The sequence below is a fragment of the Nonomuraea candida genome (assembly GCF_000725485.1).
Taxonomy (GTDB): Bacteria; Actinomycetota; Actinomycetes; order Streptosporangiales; family Streptosporangiaceae; genus Nonomuraea; species Nonomuraea candida.
In genome coordinates this window covers 154,205-175,529 of the sequence record NZ_JOAG01000019.1, presented here as the reverse complement: position 1 = coordinate 175,529, position 21,325 = coordinate 154,205, and the positions used below count along the sequence as shown (strand labels likewise).

The 21,325-nt window shown below is 68.3% G+C and carries 23 protein-coding genes and 1 tRNA gene; 9 read left to right on the top strand and 15 right to left on the bottom strand.

Annotation, left to right across the window (positions count from 1 at the left end):
• Window positions 1–180 precede the first annotated feature (180 nt).
• The 3 genes from IO39_RS19925 to dcd form a co-directional block, all read right to left on the bottom strand.
• Entirely contained in the window at window positions 181–1,188 is a 1,008-nt protein-coding gene (locus tag IO39_RS19925; protein WP_043625096.1) for an inorganic phosphate transporter, read from the bottom strand.
• An 8-nt stretch (window positions 1,189–1,196) separates the two neighbouring features.
• Window positions 1,197–1,814, bottom strand: a complete 618-nt coding sequence (locus IO39_RS19920) for a DUF47 domain-containing protein (RefSeq protein WP_043625094.1) — start codon at window positions 1,812–1,814, stop codon at window positions 1,197–1,199.
• Window positions 1,815–2,064: 250 nt separating this feature from the next.
• Window positions 2,065–2,640: a dCTP deaminase gene (gene dcd / locus IO39_RS19915; RefSeq protein ID WP_043625379.1), complete on the bottom strand. Its 576-nt coding sequence runs from the start codon at window positions 2,638–2,640 to the stop codon at window positions 2,065–2,067.
• A gap of 100 nt (window positions 2,641–2,740) precedes the next feature.
• Here dcd and IO39_RS19910 point away from each other — a divergent pair.
• From IO39_RS19910 to IO39_RS19880, 5 genes are all read left to right on the top strand, one after another.
• Window positions 2,741–2,811: transfer RNA gene (locus tag IO39_RS19910), tRNA-Gly, on the top strand.
• Window positions 2,812–2,916: 105 nt separating this feature from the next.
• Window positions 2,917–3,225: a DUF6980 family protein gene (locus IO39_RS19905; protein ID WP_245642076.1), complete on the top strand. Its 309-nt coding sequence runs from the start codon at window positions 2,917–2,919 to the stop codon at window positions 3,223–3,225.
• Window positions 3,226–4,080: 855 nt separating this feature from the next.
• Complete coding sequence (locus IO39_RS57825; protein ID WP_245642074.1) at window positions 4,081–5,118, top strand: DUF5919 domain-containing protein; 1,038 nt, start codon at window positions 4,081–4,083, stop codon at window positions 5,116–5,118.
• On the top strand, window positions 5,021–5,800 hold the full coding sequence (locus tag IO39_RS19885) for an inositol monophosphatase family protein (RefSeq protein WP_245642072.1): 780 nt from the start codon (window positions 5,021–5,023) through the stop codon (window positions 5,798–5,800). Before IO39_RS57825 ends, IO39_RS19885 begins: the two co-directional genes overlap by 98 nt.
• Window positions 5,801–6,009: 209 nt before the next feature.
• The gene (locus IO39_RS19880) at window positions 6,010–6,642 is read left to right on the top strand and encodes a hypothetical protein (protein ID WP_052423091.1); all 633 of its coding nucleotides are present in this window, start codon (window positions 6,010–6,012) and stop codon (window positions 6,640–6,642) included.
• 166 nt (window positions 6,643–6,808) lie between these two features.
• On the opposite strand, the gene IO39_RS19875 is transcribed toward IO39_RS19880, so the two are convergent.
• From IO39_RS19875 to IO39_RS54575, 3 genes are all read right to left on the bottom strand, one after another.
• A complete protein-coding gene (locus IO39_RS19875; protein ID WP_052423090.1) occupies window positions 6,809–7,381 on the bottom strand; it encodes a DUF6461 domain-containing protein in 573 nt (190 codons plus the stop codon).
• Between the two features lie 307 nt (window positions 7,382–7,688).
• Entirely contained in the window at window positions 7,689–8,114 is a 426-nt protein-coding gene (locus IO39_RS51880) for a type II toxin-antitoxin system VapC family toxin (protein WP_043625083.1), read from the bottom strand.
• Window positions 8,111–8,356, bottom strand: coding sequence for a hypothetical protein (locus IO39_RS54575; protein WP_157548638.1), 246 nt, complete (start codon window positions 8,354–8,356; stop codon window positions 8,111–8,113). Before IO39_RS54575 ends, IO39_RS51880 begins: the two co-directional genes overlap by 4 nt.
• Window positions 8,357–8,979: 623 nt before the next feature.
• On the opposite strand from IO39_RS54575, the gene IO39_RS19865 reads away from it, so the two are divergent.
• The gene (locus IO39_RS19865; protein WP_043625081.1) at window positions 8,980–9,279 is read left to right on the top strand and encodes a hypothetical protein; all 300 of its coding nucleotides are present in this window, start codon (window positions 8,980–8,982) and stop codon (window positions 9,277–9,279) included.
• A 379-nt stretch (window positions 9,280–9,658) separates the two neighbouring features.
• Here the strand turns inward: IO39_RS19865 and IO39_RS19860 are convergent, their stop codons facing one another.
• Complete coding sequence (locus IO39_RS19860; protein WP_043625078.1) at window positions 9,659–10,708, bottom strand: aldo/keto reductase; 1,050 nt, start codon at window positions 10,706–10,708, stop codon at window positions 9,659–9,661.
• A 48-nt stretch (window positions 10,709–10,756) separates the two neighbouring features.
• Here IO39_RS19860 and IO39_RS19855 point away from each other — a divergent pair, with 48 nt between their 5' ends.
• Together IO39_RS19855 and IO39_RS54570 are read left to right on the top strand one after the other, a co-directional pair.
• Window positions 10,757–11,152: a MerR family transcriptional regulator gene (locus tag IO39_RS19855; protein WP_043625075.1), complete on the top strand. Its 396-nt coding sequence runs from the start codon at window positions 10,757–10,759 to the stop codon at window positions 11,150–11,152.
• Between the two features lie 230 nt (window positions 11,153–11,382).
• Window positions 11,383–12,027: a hypothetical protein gene (locus IO39_RS54570; RefSeq protein WP_157548635.1), complete on the top strand. Its 645-nt coding sequence runs from the start codon at window positions 11,383–11,385 to the stop codon at window positions 12,025–12,027.
• 44 nt (window positions 12,028–12,071) lie between these two features.
• On the opposite strand, the gene IO39_RS19845 is transcribed toward IO39_RS54570, so the two are convergent.
• From IO39_RS19845 to IO39_RS19820, 6 genes are all read right to left on the bottom strand, one after another.
• Window positions 12,072–12,554, bottom strand: coding sequence for a hypothetical protein (locus IO39_RS19845; RefSeq protein WP_043625069.1), 483 nt, complete (start codon window positions 12,552–12,554; stop codon window positions 12,072–12,074).
• Window positions 12,551–13,207, bottom strand: a complete 657-nt coding sequence (locus IO39_RS54565) for a hypothetical protein (protein WP_052423088.1) — start codon at window positions 13,205–13,207, stop codon at window positions 12,551–12,553. Before IO39_RS54565 ends, IO39_RS19845 begins: the two co-directional genes overlap by 4 nt.
• Before the next feature lie 604 nt (window positions 13,208–13,811).
• Entirely contained in the window at window positions 13,812–14,216 is a 405-nt protein-coding gene (locus tag IO39_RS19835; RefSeq protein WP_043625066.1) for a VOC family protein, read from the bottom strand.
• A gap of 413 nt (window positions 14,217–14,629) precedes the next feature.
• A complete protein-coding gene (locus IO39_RS19830; RefSeq protein WP_043625063.1) occupies window positions 14,630–15,070 on the bottom strand; it encodes an iron chaperone in 441 nt (146 codons plus the stop codon).
• A gap of 127 nt (window positions 15,071–15,197) precedes the next feature.
• A complete protein-coding gene (locus tag IO39_RS19825; RefSeq protein ID WP_043625061.1) occupies window positions 15,198–15,794 on the bottom strand; it encodes a VOC family protein in 597 nt (198 codons plus the stop codon).
• Between the two features lie 33 nt (window positions 15,795–15,827).
• On the bottom strand, window positions 15,828–16,184 hold the full coding sequence (locus IO39_RS19820; RefSeq protein ID WP_043625059.1) for a VOC family protein: 357 nt from the start codon (window positions 16,182–16,184) through the stop codon (window positions 15,828–15,830).
• A 243-nt stretch (window positions 16,185–16,427) separates the two neighbouring features.
• Here IO39_RS19820 and IO39_RS19815 point away from each other — a divergent pair, with 243 nt between their 5' ends.
• Window positions 16,428–19,292: a LuxR C-terminal-related transcriptional regulator gene (locus IO39_RS19815; RefSeq protein ID WP_052423087.1), complete on the top strand. Its 2,865-nt coding sequence runs from the start codon at window positions 16,428–16,430 to the stop codon at window positions 19,290–19,292.
• Here the strand turns inward: IO39_RS19815 and IO39_RS50780 are convergent, their stop codons facing one another.
• Window positions 19,293–19,727: a hypothetical protein gene (locus IO39_RS50780; RefSeq protein WP_052423086.1), complete on the bottom strand. Its 435-nt coding sequence runs from the start codon at window positions 19,725–19,727 to the stop codon at window positions 19,293–19,295.
• 42 nt (window positions 19,728–19,769) lie between these two features.
• On the bottom strand, window positions 19,770–21,029 hold the full coding sequence (locus IO39_RS19805) for an MFS transporter (RefSeq protein ID WP_043625050.1): 1,260 nt from the start codon (window positions 21,027–21,029) through the stop codon (window positions 19,770–19,772).
• Window positions 21,030–21,325 lie beyond the last annotated feature (296 nt).

The window sequence follows — 21,325 nt, the reverse complement described above, 5'->3', positions numbered from 1 at the left end:
GCCGGATCGGCTGCCCTTGATGCCCTTGATGCCCTTGAGGTCGTTCTCTCCTGGAGGCCGGCCTCTCGCGGACGACCGGCCCCTGGGGAACGGCCGCCTTCTCCCGGAGGGCCGGCTTCTTCGATGGCGTGGGCGCGGCCGACGGCGTTGTCGGCCGCGTGCCCTCAGAGGCGCCCCCGGTCAGCTCTCCACGAGGGCGTGCAGGATGAAGTACGACACGGCCGCGACCAGCGCGGCGGCCGGGATGGTGAGGATCCACGCGGTCACGATGTTGCCCGCGACCCCCCACCGCACGGCGCTGAGCCGCTTGGTGGCCCCCACACCCATGATCGCCGAGGTGATCGTGTGCGTGGTGGAGATGGGCGCCCCGAACCCGATGGCGGCCCCGTACAGGACGGTCGCCGCCGCCGACTCCGCGGCGAAGCCCTGGGGCGGGTCCAGGGCGATGATGCGCCGGCCCAGCGTGCGCATGATGCGCCAGCCGCCGGCGTACGTGCCGAGCGAGATCGCCCCGGCGGCGGCCAGGATGACCCACTGCGGGATGGGGTCCGTCGGCTGGGCGAACCCGCCGACCGTGAGCGCCAGGAAGATCACGCCCATCGTCTTCTGCGCGTCCTGCAGCCCGTGCCCGAGCGCCATGGCGGCGGCCGAGACGGTCTGCGCGTAGCGGAAGCCGCGGTTGGTCCGGCCCGGCTGGCTGTTGCGGAAGATCCAATATATTGCGATCATGACCGCCGCGGCGAGGCTGAACCCGACCAGCGGCGACAGGATCATCGGGATGACGACCTTCTCCAGCACGCCGTCCCAGTGCACCACGCTGGCCGAGGCCAGGGCGGAGCCCACCAGGCCGCCGATGAGGGCGTGGCTGGAGGAGGAGGGCAGGCCGAAATACCAGGTGATCATGTTCCAGGTGATCGCGCCGATGAGTCCCGCGGCCACGATGACGAGGCCGTGAGAGCCGTTGGGCGCGTCGATGATGCCCTTGCCGACCGTCTGCGCGACCTGGGTGCCCAGATGGGCGCCGATGAAGTTCATGGCCGCGGCCATGAACAGCGCGGCCCTGGGGGTCAGGGCCCTGGTCGAGACGGAGGTCGCGATGGCGTTCGCCGCGTCGTGGAACCCGTTGGTGTAGTCGAAGACAAGGGCGATGACGACCACGCCGATGACGAGGGCGAGCGTGAGGTCCACAGCTGGGCCTAGCTTTCCTTGACCGCGATCGACTCGACGGTGTTGGCCACGTGCTCGAAGGCGTCGGCCGCCTCTTCGAGCGCGTCGACGACCTCCTTCATCTTCATGACGGTGAGGGCGTCGTACTCACCGCTGAACAGCTTGGCCAGCAGCCTCCTGTAGACCTGGTCGCCCTGGTTCTCCAGGCGGTTGACCTCGATCCAGTACTCGTTGAGGTTCTTCATCGAGCGCAGGCGCGGCATGGCCTCGGCGGTCAGCTCGGCCGCCCGCTCCAGCACCTCCACCTGGCGCACGACGTCCTTGGGGAGGTGGTCGAGCTGGTACAGCACGATGAGGTCGGAGGCCGCCTCCATGGCGTCCATCACGTCGTCGAGGTTCGAGGCCAGCCGGTAGATGTCCTCGCGGTCGAACGGAGTGATGAAGCTCTCATTGAGCCGGTTCATGATCGCATGGGTGCGTTCGTCGCCGGCGTGCTCGCAGGCGCGCATCTTCTCGGCCAGGGCCTCCCTGTCCGAGCCGTCGCTGATGATCTCGACCAGCAGCCGGGATGCCGTGACCAGGTTGTTCGCCGAGTCGGCGAACAGGTCGTAGTAGCTGTCCTCACGTGGCGTGAGACGCAGGCGCACGTCGTTCTCCAGATGTGCGGGGATGGTCCGTGGAAGAGGGTATGGCTTACCAGGCGAAATGCGAACTTCATGTCCCCTTCGCCTTCTCGCTACCCGGCGTATGTTGTGCAACACCGCCGTTCCGCGTAGTTTTAGGCCCTTTTGCAGCTCGCGCCGCGATTCGGGCCGCTCAGAACCCCTCGCGAACGGGCTCCGAACGGGGCACGTTCACCTACATGTTCCCCTGATGTTCATCTGTTGTTCATCTAAGTTAGATCTTGGTGCGGTGGAAGTTCCGGTACGACCGCGACGGCGTGGGCCCGCGCTGCCCCTGGTAGCGGGAGCCGTACTTGGCGGACCCGTACGGGTGCTCGGCCGGCGAGCTGAGCCTGAACACGCACAACTGCCCGATCTTCATCCCCGGCCACAACTTGATCGGCAACGTCGCCACGTTCGACAACTCCAGCGTCACGTGCCCGCTGAACCCCGGATCGATGAACCCGGCCGTCGAATGCGTCAGCAACCCCAGCCGGCCCAGCGAGCTCTTCCCCTCCAACCGCGAGGCCAGGTCGTCGGGCAGGGTGACGACCTCGTACGTGGAGGCCAGCACGAACTCTCCCGGATGCAGGATGAACGGATCGTCACCGCTGGGCTCCACCATCCGCGTCAGATCCGGCTGCTCCTCCGCCGGGTCGATGTGCGGATACCGATGGTTCTCGAAGACCCGGAAGAAACGGTCGAGCCGCACATCGATGCTGGAGGGCTGGATCATGTCCCGGTCGAACGGATCCAGAGCCAGCCGCCCGGCTTCGATCTCGGCGAGGATGTCACGGTCAGATAGCAACACGGTGAGCAACCTACCGGGCGGAAACAAAGAGTGCGGGGCTGGGATTGCTGTTGTGGGCCAAGTTTCCGCTACAGTGGGGGACGCAACCTTCCGGGTGTGCGCGGGTGTAGTTCAATGGCAGAACATCAGCTTCCCAAGCTGACAGCGCGGGTTCGATTCCCGTCACCCGCTCTCATGATGAAAGCCCAGGTGGATCGATGGATTCGGTGCCTGGGCTTTGATCTTGTCTAGAGTTGTTGATCTCCGCGTGCCATTAGCGTGCCATGAGGCGGAGAGGTGTCCTTGGTCGAGCACTGCTGCGAGTCGATGGTTCGCCAGGTGACTTGGAAGTGTGATCAGCATCCGGACCCGTCCGACTGCCCAGACATGCTCATCAGGTTCAACGAGCAGTTCGTCGAGTACGGCTTGCTCATCCACGATGGCGGCAGCTCCTCCATCATCATCTCGTTCTGTCCCTGGTGCGGGACACGCCTTCCCGAATCTCAGCGGGACCGGTGGTTCGATGCGCTGGATGCACTGGGGATCGATCCGGGGGATGACGAGATACCGGTCGAATATCAAGATGGACGCTGGCTGCAGTCCTGATCTCGCACGGCGCGAAGCGGGTCGCATTCACCTTACCGCCGTCAGGGCGGCCGGGCCGTCGTCGTCACAGTGGAGCGTTCCACGTAGGCCAGGCGCACGCGGACCGTGCCCGCGTCGAGGTCGAGGTCCGCTCGGGTCAGTGCGGTGATCCCGCCCCTACAGGAAGCGTACGAGCTGGTGGAGGAACCATCTGACTGCGCCACAGACAGCCCCTCCACCAGCACCAAGACGTGACGCAATGGCAGCCCTGAACTCGCCATCCGCCGCGCCCGCCTACCGAGCCTCACCATTGAGGAGGGCAATCCAGACGTCTTGCGCCTCCTTGGACCGCCAGCGATACGTCTCGTGAATCTGCTGCACCACTCCATCGAGACGCGTAGTCCGACGGATGTAGACAAGGCCACCCTCGCGACACCGTTCGTAGATGACGTCCTCGCACTCGCAGGTGAACTCGATCACGCGCGGCGGACCCTGCTCGCGGACCACCTCCCGCCAGACCAGGCGCATGCAGTTTGGCCGAGGCGGACCCACGTGAGGTGCAGAGCAGCCGACGTAGACGTTCACAGCAGCGCACCCGCCCGTCCGGTCCCGCTGCACCGCCAGCAGTCATCGCGGTGTCGGTCATCAGGAGCGGCATCGCCTGAGTTGTTCTCGGCCACCACCACGGCCCGGCGGAGGCTGATGTACTTCCAGCCTCGTCCTGAGCAGGAGTTACACGGCGCAGTCATGCAACGAGGATCGCCCGAGGACTTGTCACGTCTCGATCGCTCGCGAGTACCGTCTGTAATCGACTCGTCTCTTTTCGTCTCCTCTTAGTCTCGTCCGAGCCCGTCTCTGTCGCTAACCTGGGCCTATATGGCACCCCAGCCCGAGGCGCGGATCATGACGGACCAGCCGATCCTGTTGAAGACTCTTCTGACGCAACGCCATTGGCAGACCTACAGCACGTTCTGTAAGGAGTACGACAAGGCGGCCAAGAAGGTGGACCCGTCGTTGCAGGGCGGTTGGCCGAGCCGGGCACAGCTCCACCGATGGCTGAACGGGGAGCTCAAGGGCTTGCCGTACTCGGGCCACTGCCGCGTCTTGGAAGCGATGTTCCCGGGCAGGTCGGCACATGAGCTGTTCGCCACGACCGCCGTCGAGATCCCCGCACAGAGAACAGATCCGGAGCCAGCCAGAAGCGCCGGCCCCGACACCGCCGCCTGCGCCATGCCGCAGATGGCCGATGTAACCGCGGTCTTCAGTAGCCGCTCGGCCTTCTCCTCCGCATACCCGGCATCATCGATGTTCGACGACGCGAAGGAGATCAACGCAGCAGGCTTGTCGCTCAACATCCTCTGCCAGAGCTATCCCGATCATCAGCTCAAGCGTCTGCTCGACTCAGGCACGCGCATCCGCTGCCTCTTCCTCGACCCGAAGGGCCAGTCGATCCGCGCCCGCGAAGCGGAAGAGGGCTACACCGACAGCACCCTGACGACCCTAACGGCGCTCAACATCAGCATGCTGACCAGGCTGCGCGATCGGCTCGACACCACGTCGGCCCAGCGCCTTGAACTCCACGTCTACGACGAGACGATCCGATTCAACTTGATCATCGTGGACCGGGCGTTGTGCGTGGTCCAGCCGTACCTGCCACAGGCACGCGGAGTCGATTCACCTACGTTTGTGATCACAGACAACACCGCCGCAGAGGGGTGTTCCCCATCTTCGACCAGGTGTTTAGGGACATGTGGGAGCGGAGCAAACCTGTATGACCATCGACGCCCGGACTCTTCTCCCGATCGCCGAGCGCGCCGTGTCGATCGCCAGCGAGATCATCCGTACCAAGGCTCCCGGCGTTGTCACGGCCAAGGGAGACCGGGACATGGCGACGGAGGTGGACTACGCCGTTGAGCATGCTGTTCGGGAGTTCCTGTCCCGTGAGAGTCCTGAGATTGGATTCCTGGGTGAGGAGGGAGGCGTCAGCCACCTGGGCGACGGCCTGATGTGGGCGCTGGACCCCGTGGACGGAACGGCCAACTTCCTGCACGGCATCCCGCTCTGTGGCGTCTCCCTGGGACTGGTCGACAAGGACACACCCACACTCGGCATCATTGACCTGCCGTTCCTCAACCTCCGCTACTCGGCGGCTGAAGGGGCCGGCGCTGCCGTCAACGGTTCGGACATCCGGGTGAGCGATGCCCCCGAGTTGCAGACCGCGATCGTGGCGATCGGCGACTACGCCGTAGGGGAGAACGCCGACGAACGCAACCGGCCACGGATCGCCCTGACCCAAGAACTCGCCGCTCGTGTCCAGCGCATCCGGATGTTCGGCTCAGCCGCGATCGATCTCGCGTGGGTGGCGCACGGCAGGATCGACGCCACCATCATGCTCAGCAACAACCCCTGGGACACCGCAGCAGGAGTCATCATCGCCCGAGAAGCGGGAGCAACCGTGATCGACCTCGACGGCAGCCCGCACAGCATGACCGCCCAAGCGACCATCGCCGCAAGCCCCAAGCTGGTGGCCGACCTCGTGGAACTCATCGCCGAAACCCGCAAGGCCGGGGTGCTCGACCGGAACATTGCCGAATAGCTCTTGTAGGTATCAAGGCGGCGGCGCGGCGCGCCGCCGTACCTCCGGCCCTCCGCCCGCCCGCCGTCCGGGCGTGCGGCCTGGGGGCCGGTCCCGGACGGCGGCGGGACACCGGGCCGGGCGCCGCACGCCGGCCCCGCCGTACCGACCGAACGTTCCGGGCGCGGTTGCCACGCCGCCTCCTGGCATCTTCCGCGACAATCAGCACCGTGATCGATCATTACCGCAACCTCTTCGACCGGCACCAGTGGTTAGAGCACGCGCTCTGCTGGACTGTTGTGCAACCCCTGGACGAAGAGATCACAATGGACGACCTCCTGCGGCTGCTGAACGGAGGCCGCGATCCCCAACAACGCACCATGGAATATCCCACGGAAGAGGCCTATACGGAGGACCAGCCGGTGCTCTTCGCCTTCGAGGGCGAAGGAACCCACGGCTTCCTGGAGTTCAGCTACGGCTACGCCACACCCGATCACATCGTGGCCGAACTCAGCAAGACGTCACGGGTATGGATGACGACCTGGCACACCTTCGGGGGATACACGATCCTCAACGCAGCCGACGGCGAGATCAAGGCACGAATGGGCTACTTCATCTTCGCCGAGCACCGCATCCAGCAGGGCGACCCCAACATCCTGGCCGATTTCCTGCCCATGCTCGACAGCCTCCACTCGGAGGACTACCGCGGCAAGCTCAGCGCGGCATTCGCCTTCATCGAGGCAGCCACCGGCATGCGCCTTGAAAGCGAATGGCTGGAGGTAGAAGAGGCACCCGTCATCATCCTCGACAACTGGAATGAGGAGTCAACTCCGCCGACCGGACATAGCGCCGGTGACCCTTGAACCCATGCCTCCGGCGGGGGCGCTCCGGCTCCGGGATGATCCCCGTGCCGGGGTTGAGGTCCGTAGGTGGCTGAGGTGGGAGCCGGGATGACCAGGCAGGGCTGGTGCACGCAGTGCGGCGACAAAACCGCAGGTCACGGGCTGCTTACCCTGCCATCAGTGATGGCTATAGGGGTGGTTCTGGCACGGCTCCCCAGTAAAAGGTGGAATCTGCCAACAGTTTCTGGGTCAGCGTTATCCCGGTGAGGCGCTCGGCGAGCAGGAAGGCCGGCCCTTCGTAGAGATAGGGTAACCCGGGGTAGAGCCTGTCGATCTCCGCCATGGTGTCCACGAGTTCGTCCGGTGTCTCCATCATGTATCCCTCTTGTGCCCAGAAGCCGAATCTGATCTCTCCGTCCTCGAACCAGTAGAAGTAGTCCAAGCCCTTGATGCTGAGCGCGAACTGGGAGACGAGGCGGGTGCCCTTGGACAGCGAAGGAAGCACGTCTTCTTCGCGGGTGCCAAGCGAGCCAGATTCGACGATGAACGACCATTCGCCGATGGAGGCGATGCCGATCGGGTCGCCGGGGAACGGGAACTTGTCGGGGTTGCCGGGGAATGGGCCGGGCGTGAAGTCCTCCCATCGACCGCCAAGGCGAGCGATTGCCTGCTCGGGTGCGTCACGGACGTAGATGAAGCTGTAGCCATACTCGGTGTACTCTCCGCAGAGCCAGGAGACGTCAAGGGGATGCGTAGTCATGGCGCCATGCTGCCAGCCGCCACCGACAGTCGCAGACTCCCGGCAGTTCGAGGCTGCAGTTGCCCGCTTGGGACGACCCCAGGCATTCGTCGGGCACCGCCTGCGCAAGGCAGCCATGGCATTAACTCCTGGTGATCGTCATGCCATTAGCGTGCCATTAACCCCGGCAACGAGGGGTCAACCACGGACACTCACGACCACACCGGCAACCGTGCTGACCAGGCAATCCGTGGTCAGGGACCGGCGGTCACAGCAATTCCCAAGCTGACAGCGCGGGTTCGATTCTCGTCACCCGCTCCATCATCTCTCAGGTAAGTATCTCGGGCAGCAACCTGAACGCTGACACATGCCGAGGGCGAATGAGCGTGAAGTCCCGTCGGTCTATCGTCGCGATCTGTGTGATGCCCAGACGCTCGGCAATGGCGACCACGGACACGTCAGCAGGGTCGAGTCGAGCATCCTTGTGGAGCCGGACGAGTTCGGCCATCCGCCGCACATCCACAGGAAGCAGCTCAACCAGCTCGAACTCTTCGATCACGAGATCAAGAAACTGGGCGTGTACAGCAGGCCCCATGTGCCTGTTGATCGTCCAGCCGGCTTCAATCAAGATTGTCGATGGAAGGAGCAGCGGCCCCTTCAGACACTCAAGAAGCCGTACACATGAGACATGGTGCCTGTCATCTCGATCGACGACAGCGATCAACGGGCCGGTGTCCAGAAGTGTGGCGGTCACACCGACCGATTGAACCGCTCCGCCAGCAGATCTTCGACCCGTTCTGACAGATCTCCTTCGCCTGATGCGCCGATCCCGGCGATCGACAGCCGACGATGCCGAACCGGCTCAGACGGCTCCTCGTCGGCCGCCTCAGCCAATTCCGGATCCGTCTTGACCAAGCGCAGCAGCCGACGTGCCTGGTCGGGCGACAGCCGGTCCACCAGATGGTGAAGCTCCTCATGCGCATGTTCAGCGCTCATGCCCACGAGTCTACGCAAGCAGTTCCGCTGGCGGCAGCAGCACCACCCCCAAGGGTCGGCGTACGACCGTAATCATCACCTTCAGGCTCGCAGGAGCCTTTCGACATCTAGGTTTCGTGCCAGATGCGTGCCAGAACGGGCGGGAAGCCGCGGTCACTCACGGCTATTCACGAGCAGCAGATACCCTCCGGCCTGCACCATCGTTTCCCAGCTCAGCGCGGCAAGATCAGTAGCCGGTTCCCAAGCTGACAGCGCGGGTTCGATTCCCGTCACCCGCTCTCTCCTCTTTCCCTGCCTCTCACTGCGTGGCCTTCCGCCTCTCTTGGCGCGCTTCGCGCGGTGGTGTGCTCCAGACAGTGCTTCCCACGGGGCTCCGCCCCCTTCGACCTCCGACACCCTGCCTCGCTGCGCTCGCCTTCGTGCCCACCCCTTGCCCATCTACCGGCTGGGCCGTCGATACCCGCCCCCGAGAGGAGCGCCATTCCCGGGACGGGCCACGCCTCCCGCCTACGACGGTGCAGCCGCGTGGTGTCCAGCTCGCTGCGTAAACTGTCGGCTCGTGTCCTGTGTGTGAACGTCATCGTGCACACGGACGGTTTCCCGTTCGACTGAAGGACTGAGCCGTGCCCGACCGACCTGAGATTGTCTGCATCTGCGGCTCTACCCGGTTCGTGGACGAGATGCGTGCGGCCAACCGTGATCTGACCTTCGCCGGTGTCATCGTCGTCGCGCCAGGCGAAGCAGACGAGTCGATCACCAGCGAGCAGAAGAGCGCGCTGGACGCCCTCCACCTGCGCAAGATCGACCTGGCTGACCGGGTTCTGGTCGTCAACCCCGGCGGGTATATCGGCGAATCCACGAGCAGGGAGATCGAATATGCCCGCGCCACCGGCAAGCCGATCTCGTTCACCGATCCCGTCTGACCAGTAGACGCTTCGTGGCAGAGCGGAGTCACGGGGCGAGCCGGCCGCCGTACCGGGCCCTCCACCCCGCCGTCCGGGCGTGCGGCCTGGGCCAGCCCCGACTTGTGATGGGACACTGGCGTGGGCACCGCACCCCGCGCTTACGTACGAACCGAACACGACGGCCGAGGGCGGCGCGTCGCAGATCCGGTGGGCACTGTTCAACGCCGCAGATGCGGATCACGCTCGTGCGGCACCGGTTGTATGGTGGCCGCCACGGACGCGGAGTATGCGGCTGCGGATGCGTCCTTGGCGATCCCCGCGATGCGGCCGACCCCATGCAGGTCTGAGGATCGACGGGTCAGGCCAGGCCAGGCGAGGAGTGGCGTGGCGTGGTGGGTCAGCTTGCGGCGCGGTCGGGGAGGGGGCGGCGGCGTAGGGCCGGGTCGGTGAGGGGGGCGGGGCTCCAGAGGCCGACAGGGTGGTAGACGTTGGTGCCGGGCGGCACGAGCTCGTCGATCCGGTCGAGGACGGTGTCGTCGAGCACCAGCGAGGCGCCGTTCAGCAACCCCTCCAGCTGCTCCATCGTGCGGGGGCCGAGGATGACCGAGGTGACCGCCGGGTGTGCGGCGGCGAAGGCGATGGCCAGTGCCGGCAGGGTGCAGCCGAGCTCGTCCGCGAGCTTCACCAGCTCCTCGACGATGTCCAGCTTGGCGGCGTTGACCGGGATGGACGGGTCGAAGCGTTCCGGCGCCAGCGCGGCGCGGCCCTGCGAGAGGTCGATCTGCTGTCCCTTGCGGTACCGGCCGGTCAGGAAGCCCCAGCCCAGCGGGCTGTAGGTGAGCACGCCCATGCCGAGCCGCTGCGCGGTGGGCAGGACGTCGCCCTCGATGCCTCGGGCCAGGATGTTGTACGGCGGCTGCTCCGTACGGAACCGGTACAGCCCGCGCTGCCGGGCCACATGGTAAGCCTCGACCGTCTCATGCGCAGGGAAGGCGGAGCTGCCGAAGGCGCGGATCTTGCCCTGGCGCACCAGGTCGGTCAGCGCGGAGAGGGTCTCCTCGATGTCGGTCCGGTGGTCGGGGCGGTGGATCTGGTAGAGGTCGATCCAGTCGGTGCGCAGCCGCTTGAGACTCGCCTCGACCGCACGCATGATCCACCGCCGCGAGTTGCCGCCACGGTTGGGCCCCTCACCCATCGGGAAGTGCACCTTGGTCGACAGCACCACGTCGTCCCGCCGGCCCCGCAGCGCCTTGCCGACGATCTCCTCGGACTCGCCCGCCGAGTACATGTCTGCGGTGTCGACGAAGTTGATCCCCCGGTCGAGGGCGGCGTGGATGATGCGGACGCTGTCGTCGTGGTCGGGGTTGCCGGCCGAGCCGAACATCATGGTGCCGAGGCAGTGGGTGCTGACCTCGATGCCGGTGCCGCCGAGGATGCGATATCTCATACCGCGGAACCGTAGAATCTAGAGCCGACTCTAGGTCAAGCTGGCCGCATGTCGGGATTGAGCATCGGCCAGGTCGCCGAACGCACCGGGCTCAGCGTGCACACGCTCCGGTTCTACGAGCGCGAGGGGCTGCTGCCCCAGCCGGTACGCCGGGGCGCCGCCGGGCACCGGATCTACGACGAGGGCGACGTCGACTGGCTCGGCGTGTGCATCCGGCTCCGGGCCTCCGGCATGCCCCTGACCGACATCCGGCGCTACACCGAGCTCGTCAGGGCGGGCCAGGGCAACGAGGCGGAACGGCTGGAGGTGCTGCGCGAACATCGCGAACGGGTGCTCGCCCAGATGCGGGAACTCGACGAGTGCCTCAGCCTGATCACCCACAAGGTGGCCCTCTACGAGAGCCGCCTGGGCCTGCGCGACCACGTCCCGGACTGCACGCCCTGAGCTCGCCGGGCGGCGGGGCGGACGCGCGCAGGGCGGCCGGCGGACGCCGTGCTGCCTCTCATCTCCGTGATCAGGCCAGGGTGACGACGCCTCTCGCCGTCGAGAACTGCGGCCAGGTCACGTCCCACGGTGAAGGGAAACCCTCCGAGCGCTCGCTTCGTGTAACTCTGAGGGCGCTCACAGCTATCTCACCCTGTGTACGGCTCGTCGTGTGCACTTGAGGAGCGCCCATGCCCGAGTTCCGGTTCAACTCTCCTCCTGGCTGGCCGGTTCCGCCCCGCGGATGGAAGCCGCCACAGGGATGGCAGCCCGATCCGTCATGGCCGAAGGCTCCCGCCGGGTGGGAGTTCTGGATTGCTGAGGAAACGCCGGCAGGATCGGCTCCGAATGCGTCACAACTGCCGGAACGCAAGAGCGGCGGGCTGTTCGGGGGAAAGAAGCGGCTCGAAGAGGAGAACGCCCAACTACGCCAATGGGTGGAGCGCCTTGGCGGCATGGATGCCATGCGTATCGCGGCGATGACCGAGGCCCTGCACGTAGAGCACGCAGGGCTGAAAGTCGCCATTGACGACGCCACCCGGCGCCTGCGCGAGACGGAGCGACGGGTCGTGCAGACCGAGGAGACGGTGCTGCTCCAGGAGGTGGGTGTCTACGAGTACCGGCACCCGCTGAACGACGCGGTGACCTACAAAGACCGGCTCGCGAGCGTGAGATACGCGACCTGCTCCAGAAGATCGCCGGCCAGCACCTCCTGGAGTATCGCGACACGGCCGAAGCCCTGGAATGGCGGCAGTCTATTGGAGCGATGCAAACCTCCCCGTGAACGTAGCTCCAGCGGAGCCGTCGTTCGTTCGGCCGGTTCACCGGCGGGATGATCTGGTGGCGAGGGGACGCGTGTCGCTGTTCACGTGCTGATCGATCACGCGTCGTCGGCCGGGCTGAGCCGCACGCTCCCCGCTCGGAGAATGCCGAGGAGGGGCGCTCTGATGCCGATTCTGCTCGCGCCGCTATGAATCGCCTCGCGTAGGAACGGGAACAGCGTTGGAACGCCCACGTTCTCGGCGAAGGATGTCTGGGCGTCTTCGCCGAGCTTCAGATCCGGATGGGCCTCCGCTGCGGAGTTTTGTGCTGCCCCCTTTTCTGGGGTGGCTTCGAAGACGGCTACGGCATCCGCGATGAGCACTCCTTGGGGAGTTTTCACGGTCAGCCGGCCGCGTACCAAGAATCGGTGACCGTTGGTCTGGTGCAGAACGCGGAGGGTGTGGGAGGTCTCCTCCGGCGGGACTTCTTTTTCGCCCGGAACCGAGTTCCATCGCCTGCTGGAGCATTCGTAGAAGAAGACGTTCTTGAGTTGCAGCGCGGCCGTCGGGTCCAGTGGCTCATCGTGCTGCTCAAGGCTCATCGTACGGCGACCCTGTAGTCCGTTGCGGTCGCAGTGTCCCAGGGCGGCGACGCACTTGCGGCCGACTGGATTGCGTCTTCGGCCTCAGTCAGTTCAATGGTGGCCTGGTATGTGGCGACGACGGTGCAGGTTCGGACGCGGCGCCAGCGTAGCTCCGACGATTTGGTCCTGAGGTGCAGGCTGCAGTTCAGAGCGGAGTCGATGTCGGCCATTTCGTTGCGGCTGGGCCGATTGACACCGTCATCCTTGCCCAGCTGTCTGAGCCAGGCGTTCACTTCTGTCCAAAGCCACACCTGGGTGCGTCCGGCTGTTCCCTCTGGAGCCGGGAACGGAGCGGTCTCGCCAGACCGGCGCTGCCCGGTGGCCCATTGATGAGCGTTCTGCCGGGTTGCTCCGGCCCGCTCGGCTATTTCTGTTATTCCCACCAGGTCTCGGTGGAGGTGGAGGAGGCGAATATCGGGCACCCGCTGGTAGACGGCTCGTGCCGCGTTCATCGCCGCGTCGAGAGCGTCTTCTCCCTCGGCGGCGACATCAAGAAGATCTACGCCTCCGCCGCGGAACAGCATGGCATCGAGCTCCTGCTCAAGAACCGTGACGGCCGCGGCATCGTCGACCGACGCCCCCTCGACCACGAAGCGGAACTCGTACTCCATCGCCCCTCCTCCCGGTGCTCCGAGCTTCTCAGTGCTGTTGACGCCCGTCGACAGGCGAGCCCATTATTCCCGATCCATCCCGTCAATGCTCTGCGAGGGCCATCGGAGTCCTTAGGACACAGCTGAGCAGCCGAGTTGATCCTTCGAGCCGCCGTGCCGGCGTTGCGTGGTGTGCTTGCGACAGGGATTGTGGTGCATTTGTTCTCGCATGGGCAGTAGAGCCGAAATCCGTGGCCCTCGTCACGAAGCACCCATCCCATGTCCACCCAGCGCTTGAGGACCTTACGAACATCCTTGTCAGTGTGTTCGGACGGATCAGCCGGCCTTCCCGCCATCACCCGCCTTCTCCGCTCGGAGAGGTCAGTTTGCCACGCCTTTGCCTTCTGGCGGATCCAGGTTTAGTCAGTGCATGCCTTTGGCTATTGCGGGGGTGGTCTTGCCGGGCTGGAGGTGATCGTGGGCTCGCGGTTCCGTTCCTTGACCTGGACCCGCCGAGGTGGAATCAGTGTCGGGGCGGATGAATGGGCGCGGCTGAAGCCGCGCCCATTATTAGTCGGTTTCGCCGGTAAATTGGCGTTTGATGCTGGGGTGTAGTTATTACCGGTCAGTCAGCGGTGCGGGGGCGGCGGTGGCGTTGCTGGCGGAGGGAGATCTGGTTGCCGTCCGGATCCACCGCCTCGATGCGGACGCCGAACGGGTAGTCCTCCGGTTCGGGGCGGTCGAACGTCACGCCTCGCCGGCGGAACACCTCGAAATCCTTCCTCAGGTCATCCGACTCCAGGACGAGCGAGGCGGAGGCGGCGCCCGGCTGCTGCTCGACGGGCTGTCCCTGCGCGTGTGACCAGAGGATGATCTCGACCGGGTCGCCGGGGACGCCCACGGTGAGGAAGCGTCCTTCCGGGCCCGGGTAGTCGATGCGCTTCTCCAGGCCGAGTCCTTCGGCGTAGAACCGCAGCGCGCGGTCCTGGTCGGTGACGGGGATCGTCACGTACATGATGTTCGTCAGCATCCTGGTCTCCCCAATGTTGTCAATGTCGTACGGCCGTGGGCGTTCGTGGCCGTCGCACATATGACGGGTGTGGGTCGCTGGAGGTAACGAGAGGTGAGCGCTGCTCGTTCTGGTCCGCTCATGCCGGATGCCGGATGCCGGATGCCGAGGGCTTGGGGGCGTGGGGTCAGAGTCTGCCGCGAATATACGTGCGGATGAACGAGACGGCGAAGCCGGCGGAGAGCGTGGCCAGGGCCGTCATGATCTCGAGTTCGCCATGAACGCCGCGTAGATCGCCAGCACGAGAGAGACGGCTGCGCCTGCCAGGACGAGGGCGACTCCGGTCGCGGTCCGGTCGCGGTCCGGCGCGAACCGTTGTCTTCCGCGGGGGGAAGGCGCGCGATCGTCGGTCGTGATTCGCTCGCCGGTGGGGGTCAGCTCACCGCGCGCTTCACCAGCGCGCTGATGCGGGCCTCGACCTCGGCCGTCACCTCGGTCAGTGCGAAGGCGGCGGCCCACATCGTGTCGTCGTCGAGGTTCGCCTGGTCGCTGAAGCCCAGCGTGGCGTAGCGCGTCTTGAACTTGGCCGCGCTCTGGAAGTGGCAGACGATCTTGCCGTTCAGTGCGTAGGCGGGCATGCCGTACCAGAGCCTGGGTGCGAGGGTCGGGGCGGTGGCGGTGATGACGGCGTGGACGCGTTCGGCCATGACGCGGTCCGAGTCCTGCATCTCGGCGATCTTGGCGAGGACGTCGCGCAGCTCCTGCGCCGCCTTGTCCGCACGCGAGCCGCGGCGCGCCGCCTTCTTCTGGTCCTGGGCGTGCTCCTTCATCGCGGCGCGCTCCTCGGCCGTGAATCCCTGGTAGGTGTCGCTCATGGTAAGTCTCCTGATGAGATGAACTGCCGGATGAAATGGACTGCTTGAGGATCTCGGGTGGGGTTTCGTGGTCCCCGGGGTCGTTCCGGCGGGTGCCGCCAGTGCCCGGCGAGCGGGCGAGCCGGGGTCAGGCGGACGCGGCTTCCCAGACGAAGCCGTCCGGGTCGGTGAACGGTCCGGCGGCGCCGGCGATCACGATGCGGTGCGAGCCGGCGCCCTCCTGGGGCATGCCGGTGTCCTTGGCGAGGGCACGGCGCGGATAGAGGGCCAGGGTGACGGCCGATGAGGGGGTGTCGAACTCGACGTACTTGCCGCCGAAGCTCTTGGCCACGGCCAGGCCGCGCTCGACGTAGAAGCGCTTGCTGGCCTTGACGTCCGCCACTCCCAGCAGGAGCGCGACCTGGTCGATGCGCGGGGCGGCGGGGCCGGTGTCCTTCTTCCTGGAGGTGGCGATCTTGCAGATGGTCCCGTCCGGGGCGCTTACGACGGCGCCGTAGCCCCAGAACCCCTTCGTGGCCGGCTTCAGCGTCGTGGCGCCGGCGTCGAGGGCGTCCACGTCGCCGGGCTGGGACGCAACGAGTGACAGCGCGAACCCGCGGAAGCCGGTCGCCGGCGCGTCCGAGGCGCGTACGCGCACATAAGGGCCCAGACCGAAGGCGGCGTAGAAGGCGGTCATGGCGGCGGGGTCGGGGGTTTCCAGGGTGACGGAGGCCAGGGAGGTCATGTCAGGTCCTTTCACGTGAGGGGATGGGGGTGGTCAGCGGTCCTGGATGAGCCCGAGGACGTTGCCGTCGGGGTCGGTGACGGTGGCCACCATGCGGCCGCCGCCGACCTCGTGCGCGGCCTCCTTCACGGTGCCGCCGGCGGCGGTGACCTCGGCCACCTTCGCCTCGATGTCCGCCACGTGCCAGTAGGCGACGGGCGAGGTCATGCCCTGCGGCCCGCCGTCCGGCACCAGCCCGATGTGCTGGCCCTCGGCGTCGAAGCCGACGTAGTAGGGCGAGTCGGTCTGCGGCTCCATGCCCAGCAGGGCCGCGTACACGGCCTTGGCCTTGGCCAGGTCGGACACGGGGTGCAGCACGGTCTTGATTCCCTGGGTGGAAGAGCCGGACATCGTCACTCCTGCGGTGGTCGGGGGTCTCGGCGACCCGCTCTTGTTTGATGGGTCAAGCTTCGCGTCCTGCCCCATCGGCCCACATCCGTGGCGACCACGGATTCGCACCACGGATTCGCACCACGGATTCGCACCACGGATTCGCACCACGGATTCGCACCACGGAGCCGCACCACGGACCACCGCCACCGAGATCCGTACGGAGGCCACACCGTGGTCGTTCCGGATGGGGAAACGGAAGGAATGCGGCACACTGTCACAGTGGTGACAGGAGTGGATGTATCGCCTCGGGAAGCCGAGGTGTTGGAGCTGGTCGGCGCCCATCTCAGCAACGCTGAGATCGCCGCGAAGATGTGCATCTCGGTGCGTACCGTGGAAAGTCACGTCTCCTCGCTGCTGCGCAAGCTGGAGGCGCCGGATCGGCGGGCGCTGGCCCAGCGCGCGCCCGCGTCACCCGGCTCCGGCCGCCCGGGCCATCCAGAAAATCCGGCGGATCCCGCAGCTCCGGCTCACCGGGCGCCGCTGCTGCCGGCCCCGCTGACCTCGTTCGTCGGCCGGGCGGGTGAGCGGGCGGAGCTGGCCGCGCTGCTCAAGGAGCACCGCCAGGTCACCGCGGTCGGCCCCGGCGGCGTGGGCAAGACCCGGCTGGCGCTGGCCGTGGCCGCCGACGTGGCGGGCGAGCACGCCGACGGGGTGTGGTTCGTCGACCTGGTCCCGGTCACCGACGACGGCCTGATCGCCACTGCCGTCGCCGGGGCGCTCGGCCTCGGCGAGCAGCCCGGCCGTGACATGACCGAGTCGGTGGCCGTCGCGCTGGCCGACCGGCACGCGCTGCTGGTGCTGGACAACTGCGAGCACGTGGCGGACGGGGTGGCGCTGTTCCTGGAGCGGCTGCTGGCGGCGTGCCCCCGGGTGACGGTGCTGGCGACCAGCCGGGCGCGGCTGATGGTGCCGTTCGAGCGGGTGTATCCGGTGCCGCCGCTGTCGCTGCCCGCCGACGGCGAGTCCGACGCGGTCGCGCTGTTCATGGAACGGGCGGCGGCGGTGGGCCGGACGCCCGAGCCCGCGCTGCGCGACCGGATCGCCTCCATCTGCGAGCGGCTGGACGGGATGGCGCTGGCGATCGAGCTGGCCGCCGCCCGCTATCCCACGCTCGGGCTGGACGGCATCAACGCCGCCCTGTCCCACCCGCTGCGCATGCTGACAGGCGGCTCCCGCGCCGACGAGCGGCACCGTTCGGTGCGCGGGGCGCTGGACTGGAGCCACGCCCTGCTGGAACCGGCCGACCGGGAGCTGCTGCGCCGGGTGTCGGTGTTCGTGGCGCCGTTCACCGCGGCCGCCGCCGCCGAGGTGACCGGGTCGGAGGAGGGCATCGTCACCGAGGGGCTGGCCCGGCTGGCCGAGCAGAGCCTGCTGATGGTGACGGCGTCCGCCGGCGGGACGCGGTACCGGGCGCTGGAGACCATCCGCCAGTACGGCGCCGAGCGGCTGGCCGAGGCCGGCGAGCTGGCCGGCGCCCGCTCGGCTCACCTGCGCTGGTGCCTGGCCAGGGCCGCCGAGCTGACGGCGGTGCGGCAGGACTGGCGGGCCCGGTTCGACGCGGTGGCGGACGACCTGCGTGCCGCCCTGGCGTGGGCGGCCGACCAGCCGGAACGGCGCGCGGACGCGTACCGGCTCGCCCGGCTCATGGCGGAGCTGACCTTCACCCGGCACCTGGTCGGCGAGTCGCAGGGGCGCTACGAGCAGGCCGCCGCGCTCGCCGACGACCCCGCCGCCGGCGCGGAGATGTTGCGGCACGCCGCGGCGGTGGCCGGCTGCCGGATGCAGGGCGATGACATGTACCGACTGCGGCAGGCCGCCGCAGAGGCCGCCCGCCGGGCCGGCGACACCGCCGGCGCCGCCCGTGACCTGGCGACCGCCGCCGCCGACGCCTACCGGTTCTCCGGCAAGTTCGTACGTGACCTGCCGCGCGAGGAGGCGGCCACGCTCATCGCCCGGGCCCGCGAGCTGGCCGGGGACGACCCCGCCGGGCAGGCCGCGGTGACGCTGGCCGAGGCCGGGCGGGCGCTCACCGAGATCGGCGCCGCCCCCGGCGCGGACGGCGCCGCCCCCGGCGCGGACGGCGCCGCGCTCCCGGCGACGATCACCCGCGCCGAGCGTGCGGTGGAGCTCGCCCACCGCACGGGCGACCCGCTCGCCGAGTCCGCCGCGCTCGACATGCTCACCTGCGCCCAGAGCTGGGCCGGCGACGCGTTCGCCGCCGCGGCCACCGCCCGCCGCCGGATCACGCTGCTCTCGGCCGCGCCCGACACCCCCGCCGGCACCCACGAGCTGATCGAGGCGCTGGGCGAGGTCACCGAGGCCGGCCTCGGCACCGGCGACCTGCCCGGCGCGCGCCGGTGGGCCCGGCGGCTGGCGGATCATCCGCTGCTGGCGGAGGTCGGCCACCGCGCCACCGGCTGGCTCCTCGTGGCCGACGCGCTGGCGGGCGACATCGAGGAGACGCTCACCGGCAGCATCCGGTTCCTGGACGCCTGGCAGCGGGCCGACGGCCCCGCCAGGTCCGTCCTCGGCCCGCCGGCCGCCGCGGTGGCGATGATCCACGGGCTGCGCGGCGACGAGGACGCGTGGCGGGAGTGGAGCGCGCTGCTGCGGCAGCTCGACCCCTCGCCCGGCAACACCCGCGGCTACGGGGCGGTCTTCGACGCGATGCTCCTGCTTCATCGCGGGCAGGCGCGGGAGGCGCTGGAACGTACGGCGCCCGAGCCCGGCGAGGTGTGGCAGTGGGTGACCTGGATCTGGCTGCACTGGTACGTGGCCCTGCGCGCCGAGGCCGCCGTGCTCGCCGGAAGCCCCGGCGCCGCCGGCCGCCTGGCCGAGGCCCGGACCGTCGTGGCGGGCAACCCGGTCGCCACCGCCCTGGTCGAGCGGGCCCAGGCGCTGCTCGACGGCGACGGGGAGCGGCTGGTGGCCACGGCCGCCGCGTTCGAGGCGGCCGGCTGCCGCTACCAGGCGGCGCGCACCCTGGTGCTCGCCGGCGGCGAGCACGCCACGCGCGGCACGGTCGCCCTGACCCGTCTCGGCTTCACACCCCTCGGGACGGAGTGATCAGGCGGCCTCGGGAGGCAGCTCGCCCACGCGGGCGACCTGGTGCGCGCCGGCGGCCGAGCAGCGCCAGACGGCGACGCCGCCCAGCAACTCGGCGCGCAGGCCCCGATCGTGGACCGGGCACACGGGCCAGGCCCGCCAGAGCATCTCCACGATCACTTCCTGCGCGGCGTCGGCGACGGTCGCGAGCGCCTCTTGGGCGTCGCGTCCTTCAGCGGGCTCGATGCCGTTGCCCTGGAAGGCGCCCCGGAACTCCACCCGGGCCGGGCCGTCGGGGTCCCAGTCGGGGATGGTCAGGCGGAGCGTGCCGGTGACCTTCGTGGCGCGGGCGTCCCGCTCCACGACGGCGAGCGCCTGCTCCAACGTCGTCCACAGGGCCGGTTCGAGGGCGAAGGCCGGCCTGCCGGGGTGGCGGTCCTGCTCGTGCGTGGGCATGGTGCAGTGTCGCGTGGCGGCCGGATGGCGGGCAACGGGAAATCAGCCGTCCCCGGCGGCGGGCAGGGTCCTGCCCAGGCGGGCGAGCGGGGACAGGGCCATGAACAGGGGTGACAGCGCCAGCGCGACGGCGGCCAGCAGCAGGCCCGTACGCAGCCCCAGCGCCCCCGCGACGTAGCCGCCGAGCAGCGAGCCGAGCGGGGTCAGGCCCATGCCGGCGAAGTTGAGGGTCGCGACGACCCGGCCCTGGATCGGGAGGGGGGTCAGCGCCTGGCGCACGGTCACGACGGTGACGTCGACCACCTGGCTGAAGACGCCGAAGAGGAAGTTGACCGCCATGAGCGCGGCGATCGTGGCCGCCGAGGAGCCGTGCAGGGCGGGCACGCACAGCATCACGCCGTCGGCGAGCACCGCGCCGGACACCAGGACGACGCCGTAGCCGTACCGTCCGGGCAGCCGGGCCGACAGCAGGGAGCCCACCAGCGCGCCCGGGCCCATCGCCGCCAGCACCAGCCCGACCGCCGAACCCGGCAGGCCCAGGGTGCGCGGCAGGAAGAGCAGATAGACCGTCATCAGGGCGGCGAAGGAGAACTGGAAGAGGGCCGAGGAGATCGCCACGGCCCGCAACGAGGAATCGCGGACGACGAAGCGCAGGCCCTCGCCGATCTGCCGCCACATGTGCCTCCGCCCGCCGGCGGCGGGCGCGGGCAGCGGCTCGGTACGGCGGATCCGCCGGATCGACAGGAACGACAGCGTGTAGAAGAGCACGCTCGCCACGACGGCGATCGGGGCGGTGAGCAGCGACACCAGCGAGCCGCCGAGCGCGGGGCCGGCGATCTGCGTGGCGGACCTGCTGCTCTCCAGCGCGCTGTTGCCCCGGACGAGCTGGTCACGCCGGACGAGCCGGACGAGCAGGGCCTGGTAGGCCACGTCGAAGTACACGGTGAGCGACCCGACCAGGAAGGCCACCACGACGAGCAGCGGCATGCCGAGCAGGCCGAGGAGGTAGGCGGCGGGCACGACGGCCAGCGCCGCGGCCCGGCCGAAGTCGGTCGCCACCATCACGTCGCGGGCGCGCCGGCGGTCGACCCAGGCGCCGGCGTACAGGGAGAGCAGCAGGATCGGGGCCTGCTGCACGGCGCGCAGCAGGCCGACCTGCTCGGTGCCGGCGCTGAGCGCCACCACGGCGATGAGCGGCAGGACGACCTGGCCGGCCTGGGCGCCCAGCTGGGAGGCGGTGTGGCCGGCCCAGAGGCGGCGGAAGTCGGGGTCCCGGCGAAGGAGCGGGGCGGGCGCGGTCATCGGCGGCCTCGCTTGGGCGGGCGCACGAACGCGGCAGGGGACGCCGGGGTGTCAGCAGGGGAGGAGGGCGCGGGGCGGGCCGGGGATGCGGCTGGGGGCGCGCACGCGGCGAAGGGAACGAGCGGCACGGGGATGTCCTCGGGGAGGCTGGGAGCGGTGACCGTCCGGCCCGGAAACGGGCAGGACGAAGCGCTGTGCCGCAGTTCTGATGCGGCACGCGATGACAGGTCGCAAGACCTACGGCGTCAGCGCGTGCCGGGTTGCCCGGGCATCCTCAGCTCCCTCTTGGAGATCAT